The sequence below is a fragment of the Mycolicibacterium arcueilense genome (genome assembly GCF_058536225.1).
Genome location: NZ_JBZTYL010000037.1, coordinates 1 through 16,230, shown reverse-complemented (window position 1 = coordinate 16,230; position 16,230 = coordinate 1). Strand labels below are relative to the sequence as shown.

General features: G+C 67.5%; 17 protein-coding genes. 12 read left to right on the top strand and 5 right to left on the bottom strand.

The genetic code is table 11. From position 1 onward, the window contains the following. Positions 1-65: 65 nt before the first annotated feature. Positions 66-464 carry a (deoxy)nucleoside triphosphate pyrophosphohydrolase gene (locus AC4LGL_RS31710; protein WP_491842225.1) on the bottom strand — a complete coding sequence of 133 codons (399 nt, stop codon included), beginning with the start codon at positions 462-464 and terminating at the stop codon, positions 66-68. A 25-nt stretch (positions 465-489) separates the two neighbouring features. Here AC4LGL_RS31710 and AC4LGL_RS31705 point away from each other — a divergent pair, with 25 nt between their 5' ends. Continuing rightward, positions 490-783 carry a 4a-hydroxytetrahydrobiopterin dehydratase gene (locus tag AC4LGL_RS31705; protein ID WP_491842224.1) on the top strand — a complete coding sequence of 98 codons (294 nt, stop codon included), beginning with the start codon at positions 490-492 and terminating at the stop codon, positions 781-783. Here the strand turns inward: AC4LGL_RS31705 and AC4LGL_RS31700 are convergent. Beyond that, a complete protein-coding gene (locus AC4LGL_RS31700; RefSeq protein WP_491842223.1) occupies positions 752-1,981 on the bottom strand; it encodes a mannosyltransferase in 1,230 nt (409 codons plus the stop codon). The two genes, AC4LGL_RS31705 and AC4LGL_RS31700, sit on opposite strands and share 32 nt — an antisense overlap. 328 nt (positions 1,982-2,309) lie before the next feature. Between AC4LGL_RS31700 and AC4LGL_RS31695 the strand changes: the two genes are divergently transcribed. Together AC4LGL_RS31695 and AC4LGL_RS31690 are read left to right on the top strand one after the other, a co-directional pair. Beyond that, a complete protein-coding gene (locus tag AC4LGL_RS31695; RefSeq protein WP_491842222.1) occupies positions 2,310-2,966 on the top strand; it encodes a hypothetical protein in 657 nt (218 codons plus the stop codon). A 54-nt stretch (positions 2,967-3,020) separates the two neighbouring features. Further along, positions 3,021-4,079 carry an Rv1157c family protein gene (locus tag AC4LGL_RS31690; RefSeq protein WP_491842221.1) on the top strand — a complete coding sequence of 353 codons (1,059 nt, stop codon included), beginning with the start codon at positions 3,021-3,023 and terminating at the stop codon, positions 4,077-4,079. A 100-nt stretch (positions 4,080-4,179) separates the two neighbouring features. On the opposite strand, the gene AC4LGL_RS31685 is transcribed toward AC4LGL_RS31690, so the two are convergent. Both AC4LGL_RS31685 and AC4LGL_RS31680 read right to left on the bottom strand, forming a co-directional pair. Continuing rightward, positions 4,180-4,329 (bottom strand): DUF1059 domain-containing protein, encoded by a 150-nt coding sequence (locus AC4LGL_RS31685; protein ID WP_003882209.1) that lies wholly within the window; start codon positions 4,327-4,329, stop codon positions 4,180-4,182. Between the two features lie 102 nt (positions 4,330-4,431). Continuing rightward, the gene (locus AC4LGL_RS31680; RefSeq protein ID WP_491842220.1) at positions 4,432-5,016 is read right to left on the bottom strand and encodes an HhH-GPD-type base excision DNA repair protein; all 585 of its coding nucleotides are present in this window, start codon (positions 5,014-5,016) and stop codon (positions 4,432-4,434) included. 91 nt (positions 5,017-5,107) lie between these two features. Here AC4LGL_RS31680 and AC4LGL_RS31675 point away from each other — a divergent pair, with 91 nt between their 5' ends. The 8 genes from AC4LGL_RS31675 (at position 5,108) to AC4LGL_RS31640 (ending at position 13,024) form a co-directional block, all read left to right on the top strand. Beyond that, positions 5,108-5,410 (top strand): DUF732 domain-containing protein, encoded by a 303-nt coding sequence (locus AC4LGL_RS31675; protein WP_491842219.1) that lies wholly within the window; start codon positions 5,108-5,110, stop codon positions 5,408-5,410. 49 nt (positions 5,411-5,459) lie between these two features. Continuing rightward, positions 5,460-6,659, top strand: coding sequence for a sensor histidine kinase (locus AC4LGL_RS31670; protein WP_491842218.1), 1,200 nt, complete (start codon positions 5,460-5,462; stop codon positions 6,657-6,659). A 19-nt stretch (positions 6,660-6,678) separates the two neighbouring features. Continuing rightward, complete coding sequence (locus tag AC4LGL_RS31665) at positions 6,679-7,476, top strand: LytR/AlgR family response regulator transcription factor (protein WP_491842217.1); 798 nt, start codon at positions 6,679-6,681, stop codon at positions 7,474-7,476. Positions 7,477-7,573: 97 nt separating this feature from the next. Then, the gene (locus AC4LGL_RS31660; protein ID WP_491842473.1) at positions 7,574-7,885 is read left to right on the top strand and encodes a hypothetical protein; all 312 of its coding nucleotides are present in this window, start codon (positions 7,574-7,576) and stop codon (positions 7,883-7,885) included. Next, positions 7,882-9,612, top strand: coding sequence for a sodium/solute symporter (locus AC4LGL_RS31655; RefSeq protein ID WP_491842216.1), 1,731 nt, complete (start codon positions 7,882-7,884; stop codon positions 9,610-9,612). Before AC4LGL_RS31660 ends, AC4LGL_RS31655 begins: the two co-directional genes overlap by 4 nt. 151 nt (positions 9,613-9,763) lie before the next feature. Continuing rightward, entirely contained in the window at positions 9,764-10,108 is a 345-nt protein-coding gene (locus AC4LGL_RS31650; RefSeq protein ID WP_491842215.1) for a DUF485 domain-containing protein, read from the top strand. Beyond that, positions 10,105-11,736, top strand: coding sequence for a monocarboxylic acid transporter (locus AC4LGL_RS31645; protein ID WP_491842214.1), 1,632 nt, complete (start codon positions 10,105-10,107; stop codon positions 11,734-11,736). Before AC4LGL_RS31650 ends, AC4LGL_RS31645 begins: the two co-directional genes overlap by 4 nt. Before the next feature lie 109 nt (positions 11,737-11,845). After that, positions 11,846-13,024 carry an MFS transporter gene (locus tag AC4LGL_RS31640; RefSeq protein WP_491842213.1) on the top strand — a complete coding sequence of 393 codons (1,179 nt, stop codon included), beginning with the start codon at positions 11,846-11,848 and terminating at the stop codon, positions 13,022-13,024. Between the two features lie 57 nt (positions 13,025-13,081). On the opposite strand, the gene AC4LGL_RS31635 is transcribed toward AC4LGL_RS31640, so the two are convergent. Beyond that, entirely contained in the window at positions 13,082-14,512 is a 1,431-nt protein-coding gene (locus AC4LGL_RS31635) for an RNA-guided endonuclease InsQ/TnpB family protein (RefSeq protein ID WP_491842212.1), read from the bottom strand. A gap of 292 nt (positions 14,513-14,804) precedes the next feature. Between AC4LGL_RS31635 and AC4LGL_RS31630 the strand changes: the two genes are divergently transcribed. Further along, positions 14,805-16,136 carry an acyltransferase family protein gene (locus tag AC4LGL_RS31630; protein WP_491842211.1) on the top strand — a complete coding sequence of 444 codons (1,332 nt, stop codon included), beginning with the start codon at positions 14,805-14,807 and terminating at the stop codon, positions 16,134-16,136. Positions 16,137-16,230 lie beyond the last annotated feature (94 nt).

Below are 16,230 nucleotides of genomic sequence, written 5' to 3'. Positions count from 1 at the left end.
CGCGGTGACGCCTTATTGCGCGAGCAGACGCTGAAGTACCCGAAATATGGCAGTTTCAGGTATTTTCACGTCTTCTCGGCGGCGAGCGCTGCGGTCAGATCCGCAAGCCAGGCCCGATCGGCGGGTACCCATGGCAGCTCGTCGAGTTCGTCGGCGGTGACCCAGCGCAACGCCCGGTGATCGTGCGGTTGTGGGCTGCCCGCAGTCAGCGTCGCCCGATAGGCGCGCAGGGTCATGCCCGCTGTGAGGGCGACATCCACTCCGAGGCGGGCACCGACACTCACCTCGACGCCCAGTTCCTCACGCAATTCGCGCGCGAGCGCGTCGGCGTCGCTCTCGCCGGCCGCCACCTTGCCACCGGGCAGTTCCCACAATCCCGCTAGCTCCGGCGGCCGTTGCCGTTGGGCGACCAACAGCCCGGCCTCGGAGAACAGGGCACCGGCCACGACGATCTGCTCATCCATCGCGCCCGACGGTATACCGTCGGGTATGGCCGTGTTATCGAACGATCAGGTCGACGCCGCGCTGCCCGATCTGCCGGGCTGGGAACGCGCGGCGGGCGCCCTGCGCAGGTCCACCAAATTCCCGACGTTCCTCGACGGCATCGACGCGGTGCGCCGCGTCGCCGAATTCGCCGAGGAAAAAGACCATCATCCCGATATCGACATCCGCTGGCGCACCGTCACATTCGCGTTGGTGACGCATTCCGCCGGCGGGATCACCGAGAAGGACATCCAGATGGCAACGGAGATCAACCGGATTCTGGCCGACCAGCCGGGCTAGGCGCGCTGGGCGCAGTCGTCGCGATCCAGGCCAGCGTCGCCAACGTCGCGACGATGTAGACGAGCCCGGCCCAGGCCAGATACCAGGGCCGGCCGATCTCCCAGATCGTCGGCTGGGCGAAGCTGAGCAACCATGGCACGCCGACCAGGGTGAGCGCCAGCCAACCCCAGCCCAGCACCCGCGCGCCAAGCCGGTTCGCCAGCGGCCCATGCAGCAACCAGATCATCAACGGAATCAGCCAGACCCAGTGGTGCGTCCACGAAATCGGCGAAAGCAGCAACCCGAACAGGCTCACGATCACGATCGCGCCCAGCCGGTCGGCGCTGCCGCCGATGGCCCGCCAGGCCAGCACGGCAAGGACCGCGGTGACGGCGATGCCGAGCAGAACGGCCGGGCCGTATCCCGCGTCATGGCCGAGGATCCGGGAGATCCCGCCCCGCCAGGACTGGTTGAACGACGTTCCGATGGGCCCGATCCGACTCGCGTCACCGAGAAGTTCGGTGAAGTACCGGCGCGCCTCATCGCCGATCACCAGCACTGAGAACGCCACCGTGCCGAAGAACACCACGGCCGAGAACACCGCAGCGCCCCACCGGCGGGCACCGAGGAAATAGAGCCCCGAGACCGCAGGCGTGAGTTTCACCCCCGCGGCCAGGCCGACCAGCAGCCCCGACAGCCACCATCGGTTGCTGTAGACGGCGTAGAGCACCGCCAGCACCAGGACGACATTGACCTGCCCATAGTCGAACGTGCTGCGCAGGGGCTCGGTCCAGATGCCGACTGCCGTCCACAACATCGCGACACGCCGGGGCGCCGGGCCGCCGAGCAACAGCTGACTGATCCGCACCACGCCGTACAGCGCGGCGATGATGCCGACCTGCCAACAGAACGCCACCAGCCCGAAGGGCAGCAGGTGCAGCGGATAGAACACCACCGCGGCGAACGGCGGATAGGTGAAAGGCAGTGGGAAATCCGGGGTCTGGTCCGCGTAGACGTAGTCATAGAGCGCGCCCGCGTGACCGTCGAGCGTGGCGGCGCCACCGACATAGACGTGCAGGTCGACGAAGTTCGCGCCGTTGGGAACGAGATACGTCCAGGCCAGGCGCGCCGCAATGCTGAGGACCAGCAACACAGGCGCCAGACGGTAGAGCCGCGCGGTTGCTGAGACGTGGGTGGCCGGTTCGGTGTTAACGGACACGACTTTAGCGACCCGTCCGGTTCGTCTCGTCGGCGGTTTGTCATGCCAGCGTGGCTCTCGCCGCCGAGAGTCACGCTGGAGTGACGGACGGCCCGCGGCCTGGCCCCGATTGTCACGCTGGAGTGGCTCCCGGCGGCGGGCGCCACTCCAGCGTGACAATCCCCGAGGGGGAGGTTCCCGCTCCCGACGCGTCACGCTCAAGGCACTGCGAGATAACGAATTCGGTCGGAGCAGTAACGGTTGAATAACCGCCACACGTGTCACTTGAGTCCCATCAGTAACTCGATAGTTTTCCCTTCAGACGTGCAAGCAACCGATTGGGAGAACCATGATCTTCACCTGGAAAGCACTTTCCACCAGCATGATCGCGGCCGCCGGCGCAGTCCCGGTCGCGTTGGCCCTGAGCGCCTCAGCGAACGCCGAACCAGTGGCCCCGGCCCCGGTCCCGGCGCCGAACCTGCCGATCGTCAACCAACTCGCCGGCGTGCCGGCCGCCGCGCCGCAACTGCTGCAGGGGGTGAGCCAGGCCCTGACCGGTACCCCTGCCGCGGCACCGGCTCCGGCTCCGGGGGCCACCGCCTCGGTGACGCTGCCGCAGGCACCTACGGCCGTCTCACCGGCCGCCGCCAATGCACCCCTGGGATCGCTGATGCCGGGCTTGCCCACCGCACCGGCCGCGACGCCGGCAGTTCCGGCTGCGACTGCTCCGGTCTCCGGCCCGGCATCCCTGATCCCCTCGGCCGAACTGACCATCCCGCAGGTGCCCGGGATGCCGATCCCCCTGCCTCAAAAGGTGAACATCCCGGGTGATCTGGCCTCGCTGGCTCCGGTTGCCGCTCAGACGGCCCTGCCTGCCGCGGCATCCCCGTTGGCCCCGGCAGCGGCGGCAGCTCCGGCGGTTGCGGCTCCGGCCGCCGCCGCTCCGGCTGCTTTCAACCCGGAGGTCGCGGCACTGGCTCCGCTGCTGACCGCCGGCCTGCCCTGATCTCCGAACTGGTCTGACCGCCCGAAAACGATTGGGAAAGCCATGTCACCGCGTATGTCTCTGAAAACGATGTTCGGCACCGCCGCCGCGATCGGGTCCACCACCCTGTTGCTGTTCAGCAGCGCCGTAGCGAACGCCGATCCGGCACCGCTGCCGATCGACGCGGTACAGGCACCCGGTCTGCCGGCGATGGAGAATCTCAGTCCGATCATCCAGCAGGCCGCAGCCGATCCCGGGGGCGCCGTGCAACTGTTGATGGCGGCCGCGCAGGCGTTCGCTGCCAACAAGTCGGAGTCGGCTGAATCCCGCAATGTCGCCACGGCGGTCAACCATTTCGCGGCCCAGCCCGTCGCCGCACCCGAGCATGTTCCTGCTCTGGGTGCCGGCGGCGACGCTCACCTGCCGATGGGTGTCGACCCGGCCCACGCGGCCGGGCCGGCCCCTGAGGCGCTGCCCGCACCGGCACCCGCTCCAGCGCCCGAGGCCGCGCCCGCTCCCGCTCCGGCACCCGCTGCCCCGGCGGCACAGGCAGCGGCACCGGCTCCTGAAGCTGCGCCCGCACCCGCGCCGGCTCCGGGGGCAGTCCCGGTCGCGGCCACCATTCCCGCGCCCGCACCTGACGCGGCGCCTGCACCGGCACCCGCACCCGCGCCTGAAGCCGCCCCGGCGGGCGCCCCGGCTCCCGCCCCGGGCTTCGGGCCCGACACGCCGACGACGCAGGACTTCATGTACCCGTCGATCAGCAATGGCTGCCTCAAGGACGGCGGAAACGTTCTGGCAACGGCGATCTCGGTGGCCGGCCCGGCCACGATCCCGCTGCCCGGCCCGAAGGCCGGTCAGACCGCCTACGTGTTCACCGCGATCGGTACCCCGGGCCCGGCCGCCGAGCAGAAGCTGCCGCTGAACGCCACGTGGGTGAACCTGACGACCGGCAAGTCCGGCAGCGTGACGCTGCAGCCGCGCTCGGACATCAACCCCGAAGGACCGACCACGCTGACCGCGATCGCCGACACCGGATCGGGCAGCATCATGACGACGGTCTTCGGCCAGGTCACCACCACTGAGAAGCAGTGCCAGTTCATGCCCACCATCGGATCCACGGTGGTGCCCTGACCACACCATATGAATGGGGAAACGAAATTCCCGGTCGCTTGCCTCATGGCTGGCGACCGGGAATTTTGTATGGGGCTGTGTTCGGTTGAGTCTGGAGGCCTCAGTAGGCCATGAAGAGGATCATTTCGCGGTCGTACTCACGCCCTGGGTGCTGCTGAGCCAGATGCGCCTGAGCCTTCTCGACCAGGTCGTCCTCATCGGTCCCGCTGATCGCTTCTCCACACGGGCAGTTCAGATGTGTCTTCGCCATATGTTCACCATTGCATAGGTAGTCGAGCTTTCAACCCCGAGTGTGCACCCAGATCGCGATTTCGCCGCGAAACGCGATCTCAGCGCACGCTCGACGCAGACATCAGCTCTTGGCCTTGGCTTCCTTCGCGGCGGCCTTCATCTGCTTCTTGTAGGTGCGGACCTTCTGCAGCGACCCGGGGTCGACCACGTCGGCCACCGACATGAAGCTGCCGGCCGTGCCGTAATCCCCCGCCGCCTCACGCCAGCCCTTCGGCGTCACGCCGTACTGCTTACCCAACAGCGCCAAGAAGATCCGGGCTTTCTGGTCACCGAACCCGGGCAGCTGCTTGAGCCGCCGCAACACCTCTTTGCCGTCGGGGTCGCCGCCGGTCCACAGTGCGGTCACGTCGCCGTCGTACTCGTCGACGATGGCCCGCGCGAGGTCCTGTACCCGCTTGCCCATCGACCCCGGAAACCGGTGAATGGCAGGGGTTTGCGACACCAGTGCGATGAACTCGTCCGGGTTGTAGTCGGCGATCTCGCGGGCGTCGACGCCACCGAGGCGGTCGGCGATCTTCTTGGGTCCGGCGAATGCCGTCTCCATCGGAATCTGCTGATCCAACAACATCCCGACCAAGAGCGCGAACGGGTTGGACTCCAGCAGGGCGTCTGCCTCCGGGTCTTGGACTAGCTGCAGTTTTCCCACGTCGCCAGTCTAGGACTAGCCACGTTTTTGACGTCCGTGTCGGTGGAGTGTGCGAATGTGTACGCGTTAACCGGTGATGTGCCCATAGGAGATGGACATGAGACGCGTCGTTGCACCCTTCTTTGCAGCGGTGATTACCGCGCTTGCCTTGGCCGCCACGGCCAACGCGATCCCCGATCAGGGCACACCGGAGTTCGACAACTACATGCAGGGCCTGGAACGCAACGGCTATCACCTGAATCCCGACACCGCATGGCGCGTTGCTCATCAGGCGTGTCACGGCGGCCTGATGGGATACATCGGTTTGGAAATGTCCGCACAAGGGGTTATCGGCATCGGAGCGCAGGAGCGGGTGATGGACGTGGCCCGAAAGTACACCTGCCCCGTTCAGTAAGTGAGCTAGCTGCGGTTTCGCCGCACAGCCATCTAAGGTTGGCCGCACGATGTCCGGCGAAGTGGCAGTCGCGCTGGCCCTGGCGCTGATCCTGGCGGCGGTCGCCGCCGTCGTCGTGGTGCGCACCCGACGGGTGGTGGCCACCCCCACCGAACGCGCCGTGCATGCCGCACTGCACACCGCGGCGCAGGCGGCCCGCGCGTTACGTCAAGGCCTGGATACCGAATCCGCCCAGACCGCGGCGCCGTATCTACGCGAGCTGACCGGCACTGCGGGGCTGGCCCTGTTCGACGACGACGCAGCACTGCTGGCCCGCGACCACGACGACGAGTCGATCTGGCAGTCCGGCACCGTCGACGTCTGTGCCGACACCGCCCGCGAGTCGATCAGTGCGGGTCGTCGGGTCCTGCACACCGCGCGGTCGACGGCTGTCGTGGCGCAGCCGCTGCTGACCGAGGGCGGCGAAGTCCTCGGCGCCCTCGTGGTGCTGGCGCCCGCCAGCCCAGGCCCGGGCATGCTCGGCGCAGTCGGCGAGGTGGCGCGCTACGCCGCCAGCCAGCTCGAGCTGGCCGAACTCGACGCGTCACGCGCCCGGCTGGACCGGGCCGAGGTACTGGCGCTGCGGGCCCAGATCAGCCCGCACTTCATCTACAACGCGCTCAACACCATTGCCTCGTTCGTCCGCACCGACCCGGACCGGGCGCGCGAACTGATCCTGGAATTCGCGGATTTCACCCGCTACTCGTTCCGTGCGGCCGGGCAGTACACCACGCTCGCCGACGAGCTGCGCAACATCGACCGCTACCTGACGCTGGAACGGGCCCGGTTCGGCACCAGCCTGCGGGTGCGGCTTCAGGTGGCCCCCGAGGTACTCAACGTCGTCGTGCCGTTCCTGGCGCTGCAGCCGCTGGTGGAAAACGCTGTGCGGCACGGGCTGGCGGGCCAGGGCGGCGGATCGGTGGAGATCATCGCCCGCGACGCGGGCACTGAATGCGTGATCACCGTGGAGGACGACGGTGCCGGCATCGATCCCGACACGCTGCGCGCCGGCCCCGGCGACGCACTGGCCGACCGTACCGGGGAGTCCGCACATGTCGGGCTGACGAATGTGGACCATCGGCTGCGAGCGGCATTCGGCAACGATTACGGTCTTGTGGTCGAGACAGCGGTCGGCGCTGGCACCAAAGTGGTGATGCGCGTGCCGAAGTTCCGTTCAGGGGTCCGAGCCGGCGGAGGTGCGTTCGCATGAGCGAACTCGCGAGCGAATCATGACGCCGAGCACCAAGCTGACCGTACTCGCCGTCGACGACGAGGCACCCGCCCTCGACGAGTTGGCCTACCTCCTGGGCCGGCACCCCGACGTCGGTGAGGTGCATACCGCGTCCGACGCCACCTCGGCACTACGCGAACTCAACCAGCAGGCTTTCGACGCGGTGTTCCTCGACATCAACATGCCCGGCCTGTCGGGCATCGAATTGGCCGGGGTGCTGGCCAATTACGCGAACCGGCCCGCCGTGGTGTTCGTGACCGCCCACGAGGACAAGGCGGTGGCGGCCTTCGATGTCGGCGCCGTCGACTATCTGCTCAAACCGATCCGGCAGAACCGCCTGGACGAAGCCGTGCGCCGGGTCGCGTCCGCCGCGCCGAGGGCCGCGGCCACTGAACCGGCACAGCCCGAGGACCGGGACTGGAACGTGGTTCCCGCCGAACTGGGCGGGATCACCCACCTGGTGCCCCGCGACAGCATCGGCTGGGTCGAGGCCGAAGGTGACTACGCGAGGCTGCACTCGGCCACCGGCGCCCACCTGGTGCGGATCCCGTTGAGCACCTTGGAAACCCGCTGGCGCGACCACGGGTTCCAGCGCATCCACCGGTCGTACCTGGTGTCACTGCGACAGGTCACCGGGCTGCGTACGGCCGAAGGCGCGGTGCTGGTGCGGTTACGCGCCAACGGAACCTCCCCCGCCGTGGAGCTTCCGGTGAGCCGGCGCCAGGCCCGCGAACTGCGGGACCGACTGGTCCGCGATCCGATGCGCTCCCTCAAACCGGCGGGCAGCGATGAGTGAGCGACCTGGGTCCTCTGGACGGCCCGCCGCCGGACCCAATGGGCGGCCCGCCGCCGGACGCCAACGCGTCGTGCTGGCCCACCGCCGCGGTACCCGCATGGTGCGCACCCGCATCGAGGTGGCCGAGCAGACCCAGGTGGGCGACGCACTCGTGCGTGGCCTGGTGCGCACCCAATTGGGGCTCGCCTTGCGGCTCGCCGCCGTAGTGGTCACGGTCGTGGTGGCACTGGTACTACTCAATTCCGCCGTACCGGAGTTCGCCGCGCTCACCGTACTCGGCATCCGGCTCAACTGGCTGATCCTGGCCGGACTGCTCTACCCGCTGCTGTACGGGGTCGGACGACTCTATGTGCGTCTGGCCGAACAGGGCGAACGGGATTTCGTCCGGGTCGTCGACAGCGAACCATGACCGGGGCACCGCTGACCGCCGCCGCCCTGCTGGCCTCCGTGGTCGCCACCATCGCCATCGGCGCGTACGGAGTCCGGTTGTCGCGCACCACCTCCGACTTCCTGGTGGCCTCACGCAGCGTCGGCCCGCAGTGGAATGCCGCCGCGATCTCCGGCGAATATCTCTCCGCTGCCTCATTTCTCGGGGTGGCCGGGTTGATCGCGAAGTACGGTGCCGACGCACTGTGGTACCCGGTCGGTTTCACCGCGGGTTATCTGGGTGTGCTGTTGTTCGTGGCCGCTCCGCTGCGACGTTCGGGGGCCTACACCGTCCCCGACTTCGCCGAGTTCCGGCTCGGCTCGGCCCGCCTGCGCAAGGTGGCCATGCTCGTTGTCGTGGTGATCTGCCTGTTCTATCTGGCCCCGCAGTATCAGGGGGCCGGGCTCGCCCTGAAAACACTTCTGGGCGTTCCGGTCTGGATCGGTCCGCTGCTGGTCGCCGCGATCGTCATCACCAATGTGGTGGCCGGGGGCATGCGGTCGATCACGTTCGTGCAGGCCTTTCAATACTGGCTCAAGCTCACCGCCATCGCAGTCCCCGCCCTGGCACTACTCGGGCTGTTCATCGGCGACCGCGGCGAATTGGGCGGCCCGCTGCCGCCCACTGTGCAACAGCAGACCACCGTGCAGATCGAGACCGCAGTGGTGGTCCAGGTGATCGAACCTGCCGGCATCACCGTGTCCGGCGATCTGGACGGCCGTCATGTCGACTCCGCGAGGATCACCGCGCCCGGGCAACATACTCTCGGCGCGGGCACCACGCTCACGCTCGCCGCCGGCGCGGCGACGCCCGTGGTGGCCGGCACGCCGGGCACCGGCGGTGAGTGGATCGCCTCGGGCGGGGGTCTGGGCGGCGGACATCCGCTCTATCAGGTGTTGTCCATCATCGTCGCCACGTTCTTGGGCACGATGGGACTGCCGCATGTGCTGGTCCGCTTCTACACCAACCCCGACGGGCGGGCCGCCCGCCGTACCGCGCTGGCGGTGGTGGCCTTGCTGTCGGTGTTCTACTTCTTCCCGATCCTGCTCGGCGTGTTTTCCCGGCTGTACGTCCCGCAGCTGCTCATCACCGGAACTGCCGATGCTGCAGTACTTTTGGCCCCGGGTGCGGCCGTCGGCGGTATCGGCGGCCAACTGCTGGCCGCCCTGGTGGCCGCGGGTGCCATCGCGGCATTCCTGGCCACCTCCTCGGGCCTGCTGATCAGCGTCGCCGGCGCCCTGGCCACCGATGTGCTGCGCGGCCGGGTGCGCGACTTCCGGATCGCCGCGGTAATCGGTGGGCTGATCCCGATCCCGTTGTCGCTGATGGTGTCCGGACTCGAGTTGTCGCGCAGCGTCGGCCTGGCCTTCGCGGTCGCAGCGTCCACCCTCTGTCCGTTGCTGGTGCTCGGCATCTGGTGGCGCGGCCTGACGGCGATCGGCGCGGCGTGCGGGCTCGTGGTGGGCGGGTGTGTGTGCGGCGGCGCGGTGCTCGTGGCGATCAGTGGTGGTATCGATGACGACGTACTCGGCGGATGGCCCGCGGTGATGGTGGGCTACCCAGCCGCGGTCAGCGTGCCGATCGCGTTCCTCACCATGATCGTCGTCAGCCTGCTCACCCGGCCCACTCCCGGCGTCGCGCAGATCTTCGCGCGTATGCATGTGCCGGAGCGCCTCGGCCTCGGCGTCGAGCGCGTCCCCGCGGGTTGATCCCGCCTGCCGCTCAGCCCCGACGACCGACCGCTCGGCGCAGCGATGACCGAATTCGGCGTATCGCCCCCGATACCCCACCCATGTGACCCAGCTCTCAATTAGGTTCAGGCGCTATCCGCTCTCACAGCCAATTGTCAGGAGTCCTCGGGTGACCGAAACCGACCTTCCCGAGAGGGCTGCCCCCACCGGGGAACAGTTCCTCGCCATGCAGGCCAGTCCTGAGTTCCAGGAGCTGCGTACCCGCCTGCGCCGCTTCGTCTTTCCGATGACCGCGTTCTTCCTGGTCTGGTATGGCCTCTACGTCGCTCTCGGCGCGTTCGCCCACGACTTCATGGCCATCCGGGTGTTCGGCAACGTCAACGTCGGCCTGCTGATCGGGCTGGGCCAGTTCCTCACCACGTTCCTCATCACCGGGCTGTACGTCCGCTTCGCCAACAAGGAGCTCGACCCGCGGGCCACCGCCATCCGCGAAGAACTGGAAGGCACCCGATGACAGTCACAACGCTCGCCGCCGAGACCGTCGGCAACCCGGTCGCCAACATCGGCATCTTCAGCCTCTTCGTCGTCGTCACGATGATCGTCGTGATCAAGGCCAGCAAGCGCAACGCCACCGCCGACGAGTTCTTCACCGGCGGCCGCGGCTTCTCCGGCCCGCAGAACGGCATCGCCATCGCCGGCGACTACCTGTCGGCGGCCAGCTTCCTCGGCATCGCCGGCGCCATCGCCGTCTACGGCTACGACGGCTTCCTCTACTCGATCGGTTTCCTGGTGGCCTGGCTGGTCGCCCTGCTGCTGGTGGCCGAATTACTGCGCAACACCGGCAAATTCACCATGGCCGACGTGCTGAGCTTCCGGCTCAAGCAGCGCCCGGTGCGGCTGGCCGCGGCCATCTCCACACTGACGGTGTCGCTCTTCTACCTGCTGGCCCAGATGGCCGGGGCGGGCGGACTGGTCGCCCTGCTGCTCGACGTCAACAGCCGGACCGGACAATCGATCGTGATCGCCGTCGTCGGCATCCTGATGATCGTCTACGTTCTGGTCGGCGGCATGAAGGGCACCACCTGGGTGCAGATCATCAAGGCGGTTCTGCTGATCGCCGGCGCCGCCCTGATGACCGTGATGGTGCTGAGCAAGTTCGGGCTGAACTTCTCCGAGATCCTCGGCTCGGCCCAGTCTGCCATCTCCGGGGCCACCACCAAGGGCGTGTCCAGCCGCGACGTGCTGGCCCCGGGCGCGCAGTACGGCGGATCGCTCACTTCGCAGATCAACTTCATCTCGCTGGCGCTCGCGCTGGTGCTCGGCACGGCGGGACTGCCGCACGTGCTGATGCGCTTCTACACCGTGCCGACCGCGAAAGAGGCTCGGCGGTCGGTGGTCTGGGCGATCGCGCTGATCGGCGCCTTCTACCTGTTCACCTTGGTGCTCGGCTACGGGGCGGCCGCACTGGTCGGCCCGGACCGGATCCTCGGGGCGGCCGGTGGCGTGAACTCCGCCGCCCCGCTACTGGCCTTCGAACTCGGCGGGGTGATCCTGCTCGGGGTCATCTCGGCGGTGGCGTTCGCGACGATCCTCGCCGTCGTGGCCGGCCTGACCATCACGGCGTCGGCGTCGTTCGCGCACGACATCTATGCCTCGGTTCTCAAGTCCCACAAGGTGACCGAGGACGAGCAGGTGCGGGTCTCGCGTAGAACCGCGGTCGTGCTGGGTGTGTTCGCGATCGGGCTGGGCATCCTGGCCAACGGCCAGAACGTGGCGTTCCTGGTCGCCCTGGCATTCGCCGTGGCGGCCGCGGCCAACCTGCCGACGATCGTGTACTCGCTGTACTGGAAGCGGTTCAACACCCGCGGTGCCCTGTGGAGCATGTACGGCGGCCTGATCTCGACCATCGTGCTGATCGTGTTCTCCCCCGCCGTATCAGGTTCGAAGACCGCCATGATCCCCGGCGCGGACTTCGATTTCTTCCCGCTGGCCAACCCGGGCATCGTGTCCATCCCGCTGGCATTCGCGCTCGGCATCATCGGCACGCTCACGTCGCCCGACACCGGCGACCCCGAGCTCAATGCCGAGATGGAAGTCCGGTCGCTGACCGGTGTCGGCGCCGAGAAGGCGGTCGCGCACTAACGCCACCCAATCCCCGAAATGGCATTCCGGCAGCGAAAGTGCGAGTAGCACGCTGCCGGAATGCCATTTCGGCGGAATAACGACTGGAATCGCACGGCTACCATTCAGCGTGCGCCGCTTCTCCTTTCCTCTCCTCGCCTACGCGTTCGCCGCGATCATGGTGGGCACCACGCTGCCCACCCCGATGTATGCGCTCTACGCCGACCGCATGCATTTCGCGGTGCTGACCACGACGGTCATCTATGCCACGTACGCCTGCGGTGTGCTGTTCGCGCTGCTCGCGTTCGGCCGCTGGTCGGATGCCGTGGGACGGCGGCCGATGCTGCTCGCCGGTGTGGCGGCGGCCCTGGCCAGTGCCGTGGTGTTCCTGTTCGCCGATTCGGTGCCGCTGCTGCTGATCGGCCGGGTGCTGTCCGGTCTGTCGGCGGGTCTCTTCACCGGAACCGCCACGGCGGCCGTCATCGAGGCCGCCCCGCAGGCCTGGAAATCCAGGGCCGCGGCGGTGGCCACGGTGGCCAACATCGGCGGCTTGGGTGCCGGCCCGCTGCTGGCCGGTCTACTGGTGCAGTACGCACCGCAACCCCTTCACCTGCCGTTCCTGATTCACATCGGCCTCGCCCTCCTGGCCGGGATCGCGGTGTTCGTTGTGCCGGAGACGTCGGCGCGCGTCGGCAGGATCGGGTTGCAGCGACTGTCCGTGCCCACCGAGGTGCGGACCGTCTTCGTCATCGCCGCACTGGCCGCCTTCGCCGGATTCGCGGTGACCGGACTGTTCACCGCGGTCGCGCCGTCGTTCCTGTCGAACGTCATCGGTATCAGCAACCACGCGGTGGCGGGCGCGATCGCCTGCTCCATCTTCGCGGCCTCGGCCCTGACCCAGGTAGCAGCGAATCGAATGGGCGCCGAGCGGGCGGTGGCGGTCGGGTGCGGACTGCTGATCGTCGGCATGATGATTCTGACTGCAGCACTGTATTTTTCCTCGCTGCCCGGTCTGATCGCCGCTGCGGTGGTATCCGGCATCGGCCAGGGCATGAGCTTCAGCCGGGGCCTGGCCGCGGTCGTCGAGCGCGCCCCGGCCCAGCGTCGCGCCGAGGTCAGCTCCACGTACTTCGTCGTCGCCTATGTCGCGATCTCGCTTCCGGTGATCGGCGAGGGACTGGCCGCTCAATCACTGGGCCTGCGGACCGCCGGCATCACTTTCGCGATCACCGTCGCGGTGCTGGCCGCGATCTGTCTGACCGCGATCCTGTTCGCGGAGGCCAGGACGAAGTTGAGTGCTTCTACCTAAAGCATGTCGAACAACTCGGATGAGTGTTCGGCACCGCCCTTCTCGGGCGTCTTCGGTTCAGGCCGCTGGTGCGGTGTGAACGTCGGTTCCCGCGTCATCCGGGCTGGTTTCACCAACACGGGGGTGTTGGCCAGAGCCGTCCCGTCGGCGGGCATTGGTGGCCCGGCCTCCTGCTTGGGGGTCCGGGGATCGATGAAGCTCATCGTGGTGGGCGTGGGCCCAGCGGGCCAGATTCGTCGCTGCGTTGGTGTCTCTGTCGGCGGTATGTCCGCAGTCACAGGTGAACACCCGATCGGCCAGCGTCATCTCGGTGTTGACCGCGCGGCATTGCGGGCACAGCCGGGTTGACGGATACCAGCGGTCGGCCTCGATGAGTTGGCCGCCGCGCCACACCTGCTTGTAGGTGAGCAGGCGGGCGAACTCCGACCAGCCCGCATCCGAGATAGCCCGAGCCAGCCGGTGATTGGCCAGCATTCCCGCCACGTTCAGGTCCTCGATGACGATCCGGTCGTGGGTCTTGACCAGCTCGCCCGTCACTTGGTGCAGGAAATGGCGGCGCACATTGGCGACACGGTGATGATGCCGACCCAACCGAGCGGCGACATCCATGCGGTTGTGTGATCCTTTCTTCTTGCGCGACAACGATTTGGCCAGCCGTCGCTGCTGTTTGAGCCCCACGGCCAGCGCCCTGGGTGCATCGCTGATGCGGGCGACTTCGGCGCCGTCGACGGTGGCGGCGACCAGGAACGCCGATAGGCCACGGTCCACACCCACCCAACCGCCGGCATCGTCGGTGCGAGCCGGGTGCTGGTGGGCGGGGTGCAAGTCGGCGGCCTCGATATTCAGCGAGCACCACCATCGGCCGCCGTGATGACTGATGGTGGCGAACAGGATTCTCGCCCGGTTCCTGGCGATCATCCGCCGTAGGTGGCGGGTGTCATCGCGCACTGCGACCTGCCCGATGCCGGGCAGTGTGACCGAGCGGGGGCGATTGTCGTCACCGACACGGATCGACGCCGGTCTGCCTTTGCGATGGTGGTTGCGCAGCCGAAACGAGGCCGCAGCGCCGGATTTCTTCTTGAACCGCGGGAATCCGACTCGCCTGCCTTTGCGCTTTCCGGAACGCAAGTCTGACCAGGCTTTGAGGCCCTTGCCCAGATCGACGGCGGCTTCCTCGAACACCTGCTGACACACCTCACGCCGCCAGGACAGACCTGTCACCACTACCTCGGCGTCGCCGTGGGCATCGACGGCAAGGACCCGGCCGGCGGCCTCGGTCTTCTTCCACGAGTTGAACGCGTTGATCAGATCAAAACCGGTCCACGGCACCTCTAAGGCCGGATCAGTGCGACGTTGTGTGAGCGCAGTTTTCACCATTCGCAAACATTGGTTGAACGCGAACCGCGACGCCCCGCCATGGCGGGCCAGCACCTCGTACTGCTCGACCGTGGGATCGAGACAGAACCGGAATGTGGTGTGTCGCGCCATCGCTGATCAACATCTCACGCACCACCGACAAGCGCGCTTGCCAGCAACAACGTCGACGTGGTCTCCGCGCCCACACCCGGCCACGGCTTCATCGTCCAGCCTCGACGCTGGGGGTCGAACAAACCAACGGTTTCGACCTATCACTGCCGCCGCAATGACCTCCACCAGGAAACGACCCGTGGCCGACCACGAATGCTTCGTCCACCTCAACCAAATCACCCTGCTAATTCAGCGAAGAATCCCGTATTTCTACCTAGGGACTACGCAGCCGCGGGGCCATAGCGTTCTAGCCATGACCGTTGCTGCTGACACAGCTGCCAAGAAAGCCCCCGCGAAAGCCGGGCTGTTCCCCTCGCCCGCCGAGGTCGAGGCGCAGACCCCGCCCGACCGGGACCGCGCCATCGACGTCATCCGGATCGTGTCCCTGGTCGGTGTGGTGTTCGGCCACACGATCATGGCGACCAGCACAATCCGCGACGACGTGTTCATCTGGAGCAACCTGCTCACCGCGTCCGTCGTGTTTCAGGCGCTGACCTGGGTGTTCCAGATCATGCCGTTGTTCTTCTTCGCCGGTGTGGCCGCTTCCGTGCAGTCCTGGAAGCCCGGCTCGTCCTGGGGCGGATGGCTGTTGCGACGCTGCACCCGGCTGTACCGGCCGGTGTTCTACTACCTGGCTTTCTGGACCGCGGCCCTGGCGGTGCTGCGGTTCGTGCTTCCGGAGCACGTCTACGAGCCCGTCGCCGGGATCTCCATCCAGCTGCTGTGGTTCCTGGGCGCCTATGTCCTGGTGTTGGCGGCCGTACCGCTGCTGGCCCGTATCAACACCACCGGACAGATGGCGGCGGCGGTGATCGGCACGTACGCGTTCATCGCCGTCATCGACTTTGTCCGGATTAACGTGGACCAAGCCGGCTACGCCACACTGGGCTATCTCAACACCGTGGTGTGGTTGATCCCCGGCGTGTTCGGTGTGGCCTACCGCCGCCACCTGCTGTCCAGCGGCGCCGCACTGAAGATCGGGATCGGCATGCTCGGTGTGAACCTGGCACTGCTGTACTTCGGCCCCTACGAGCTGAGCCTGGTCGGCATCGAGACCCAGCACCTGAAGAACATGACGCCGCCGTCGCTGCTGCTGGCCGGCCACGCAATCATGATGTGCGCGTTCGCGATTGCCGCCGCCCCCGCCATCAACCGGTGGGCTCAGCGGCCGCGGGTGTGGTGGCTGACCGCGATCGGCAACTCCGGCGCGATGACGCTGTACCTGTGGCACATGCCGCTGCTGCTGGGCCTGCACCTGGTGTTCGACTACCTCGGCGCCGACCGCATCGACCCGTCCGCCCCCGGCTTCATCGCGCTGTCGGTGCTGCAGTTGGCCGTGATGGCCGGACTGGTGGCGGTCGCCTTCGTCGCGCTGCGACCGCTGGAGAACTCGCCGCTGCCACTGTGGGACGGTGGCGCGGTGGCCGACACCGGTATCCGCAGCGCCACGGTGGGTCTGCTGCTGTGCCTGGCCGGTGCGGCGACGCTGACCTCGGTCGCCTGGGGCCTGAAGGATCAGGGCGTGTACTGCGTGGCAGTCATGCTGGCCGCCCTCGTCGCGGCCCGGGCGCTGGCCCGCGACTGACTTCAACGCGGCGGATTGCTGCTCGATAGTGGCTGTTGCATTTTCTGTGCGGCTGATGATTCCCCTGGCATGTCGTTGGATGTGGCAGGGGATT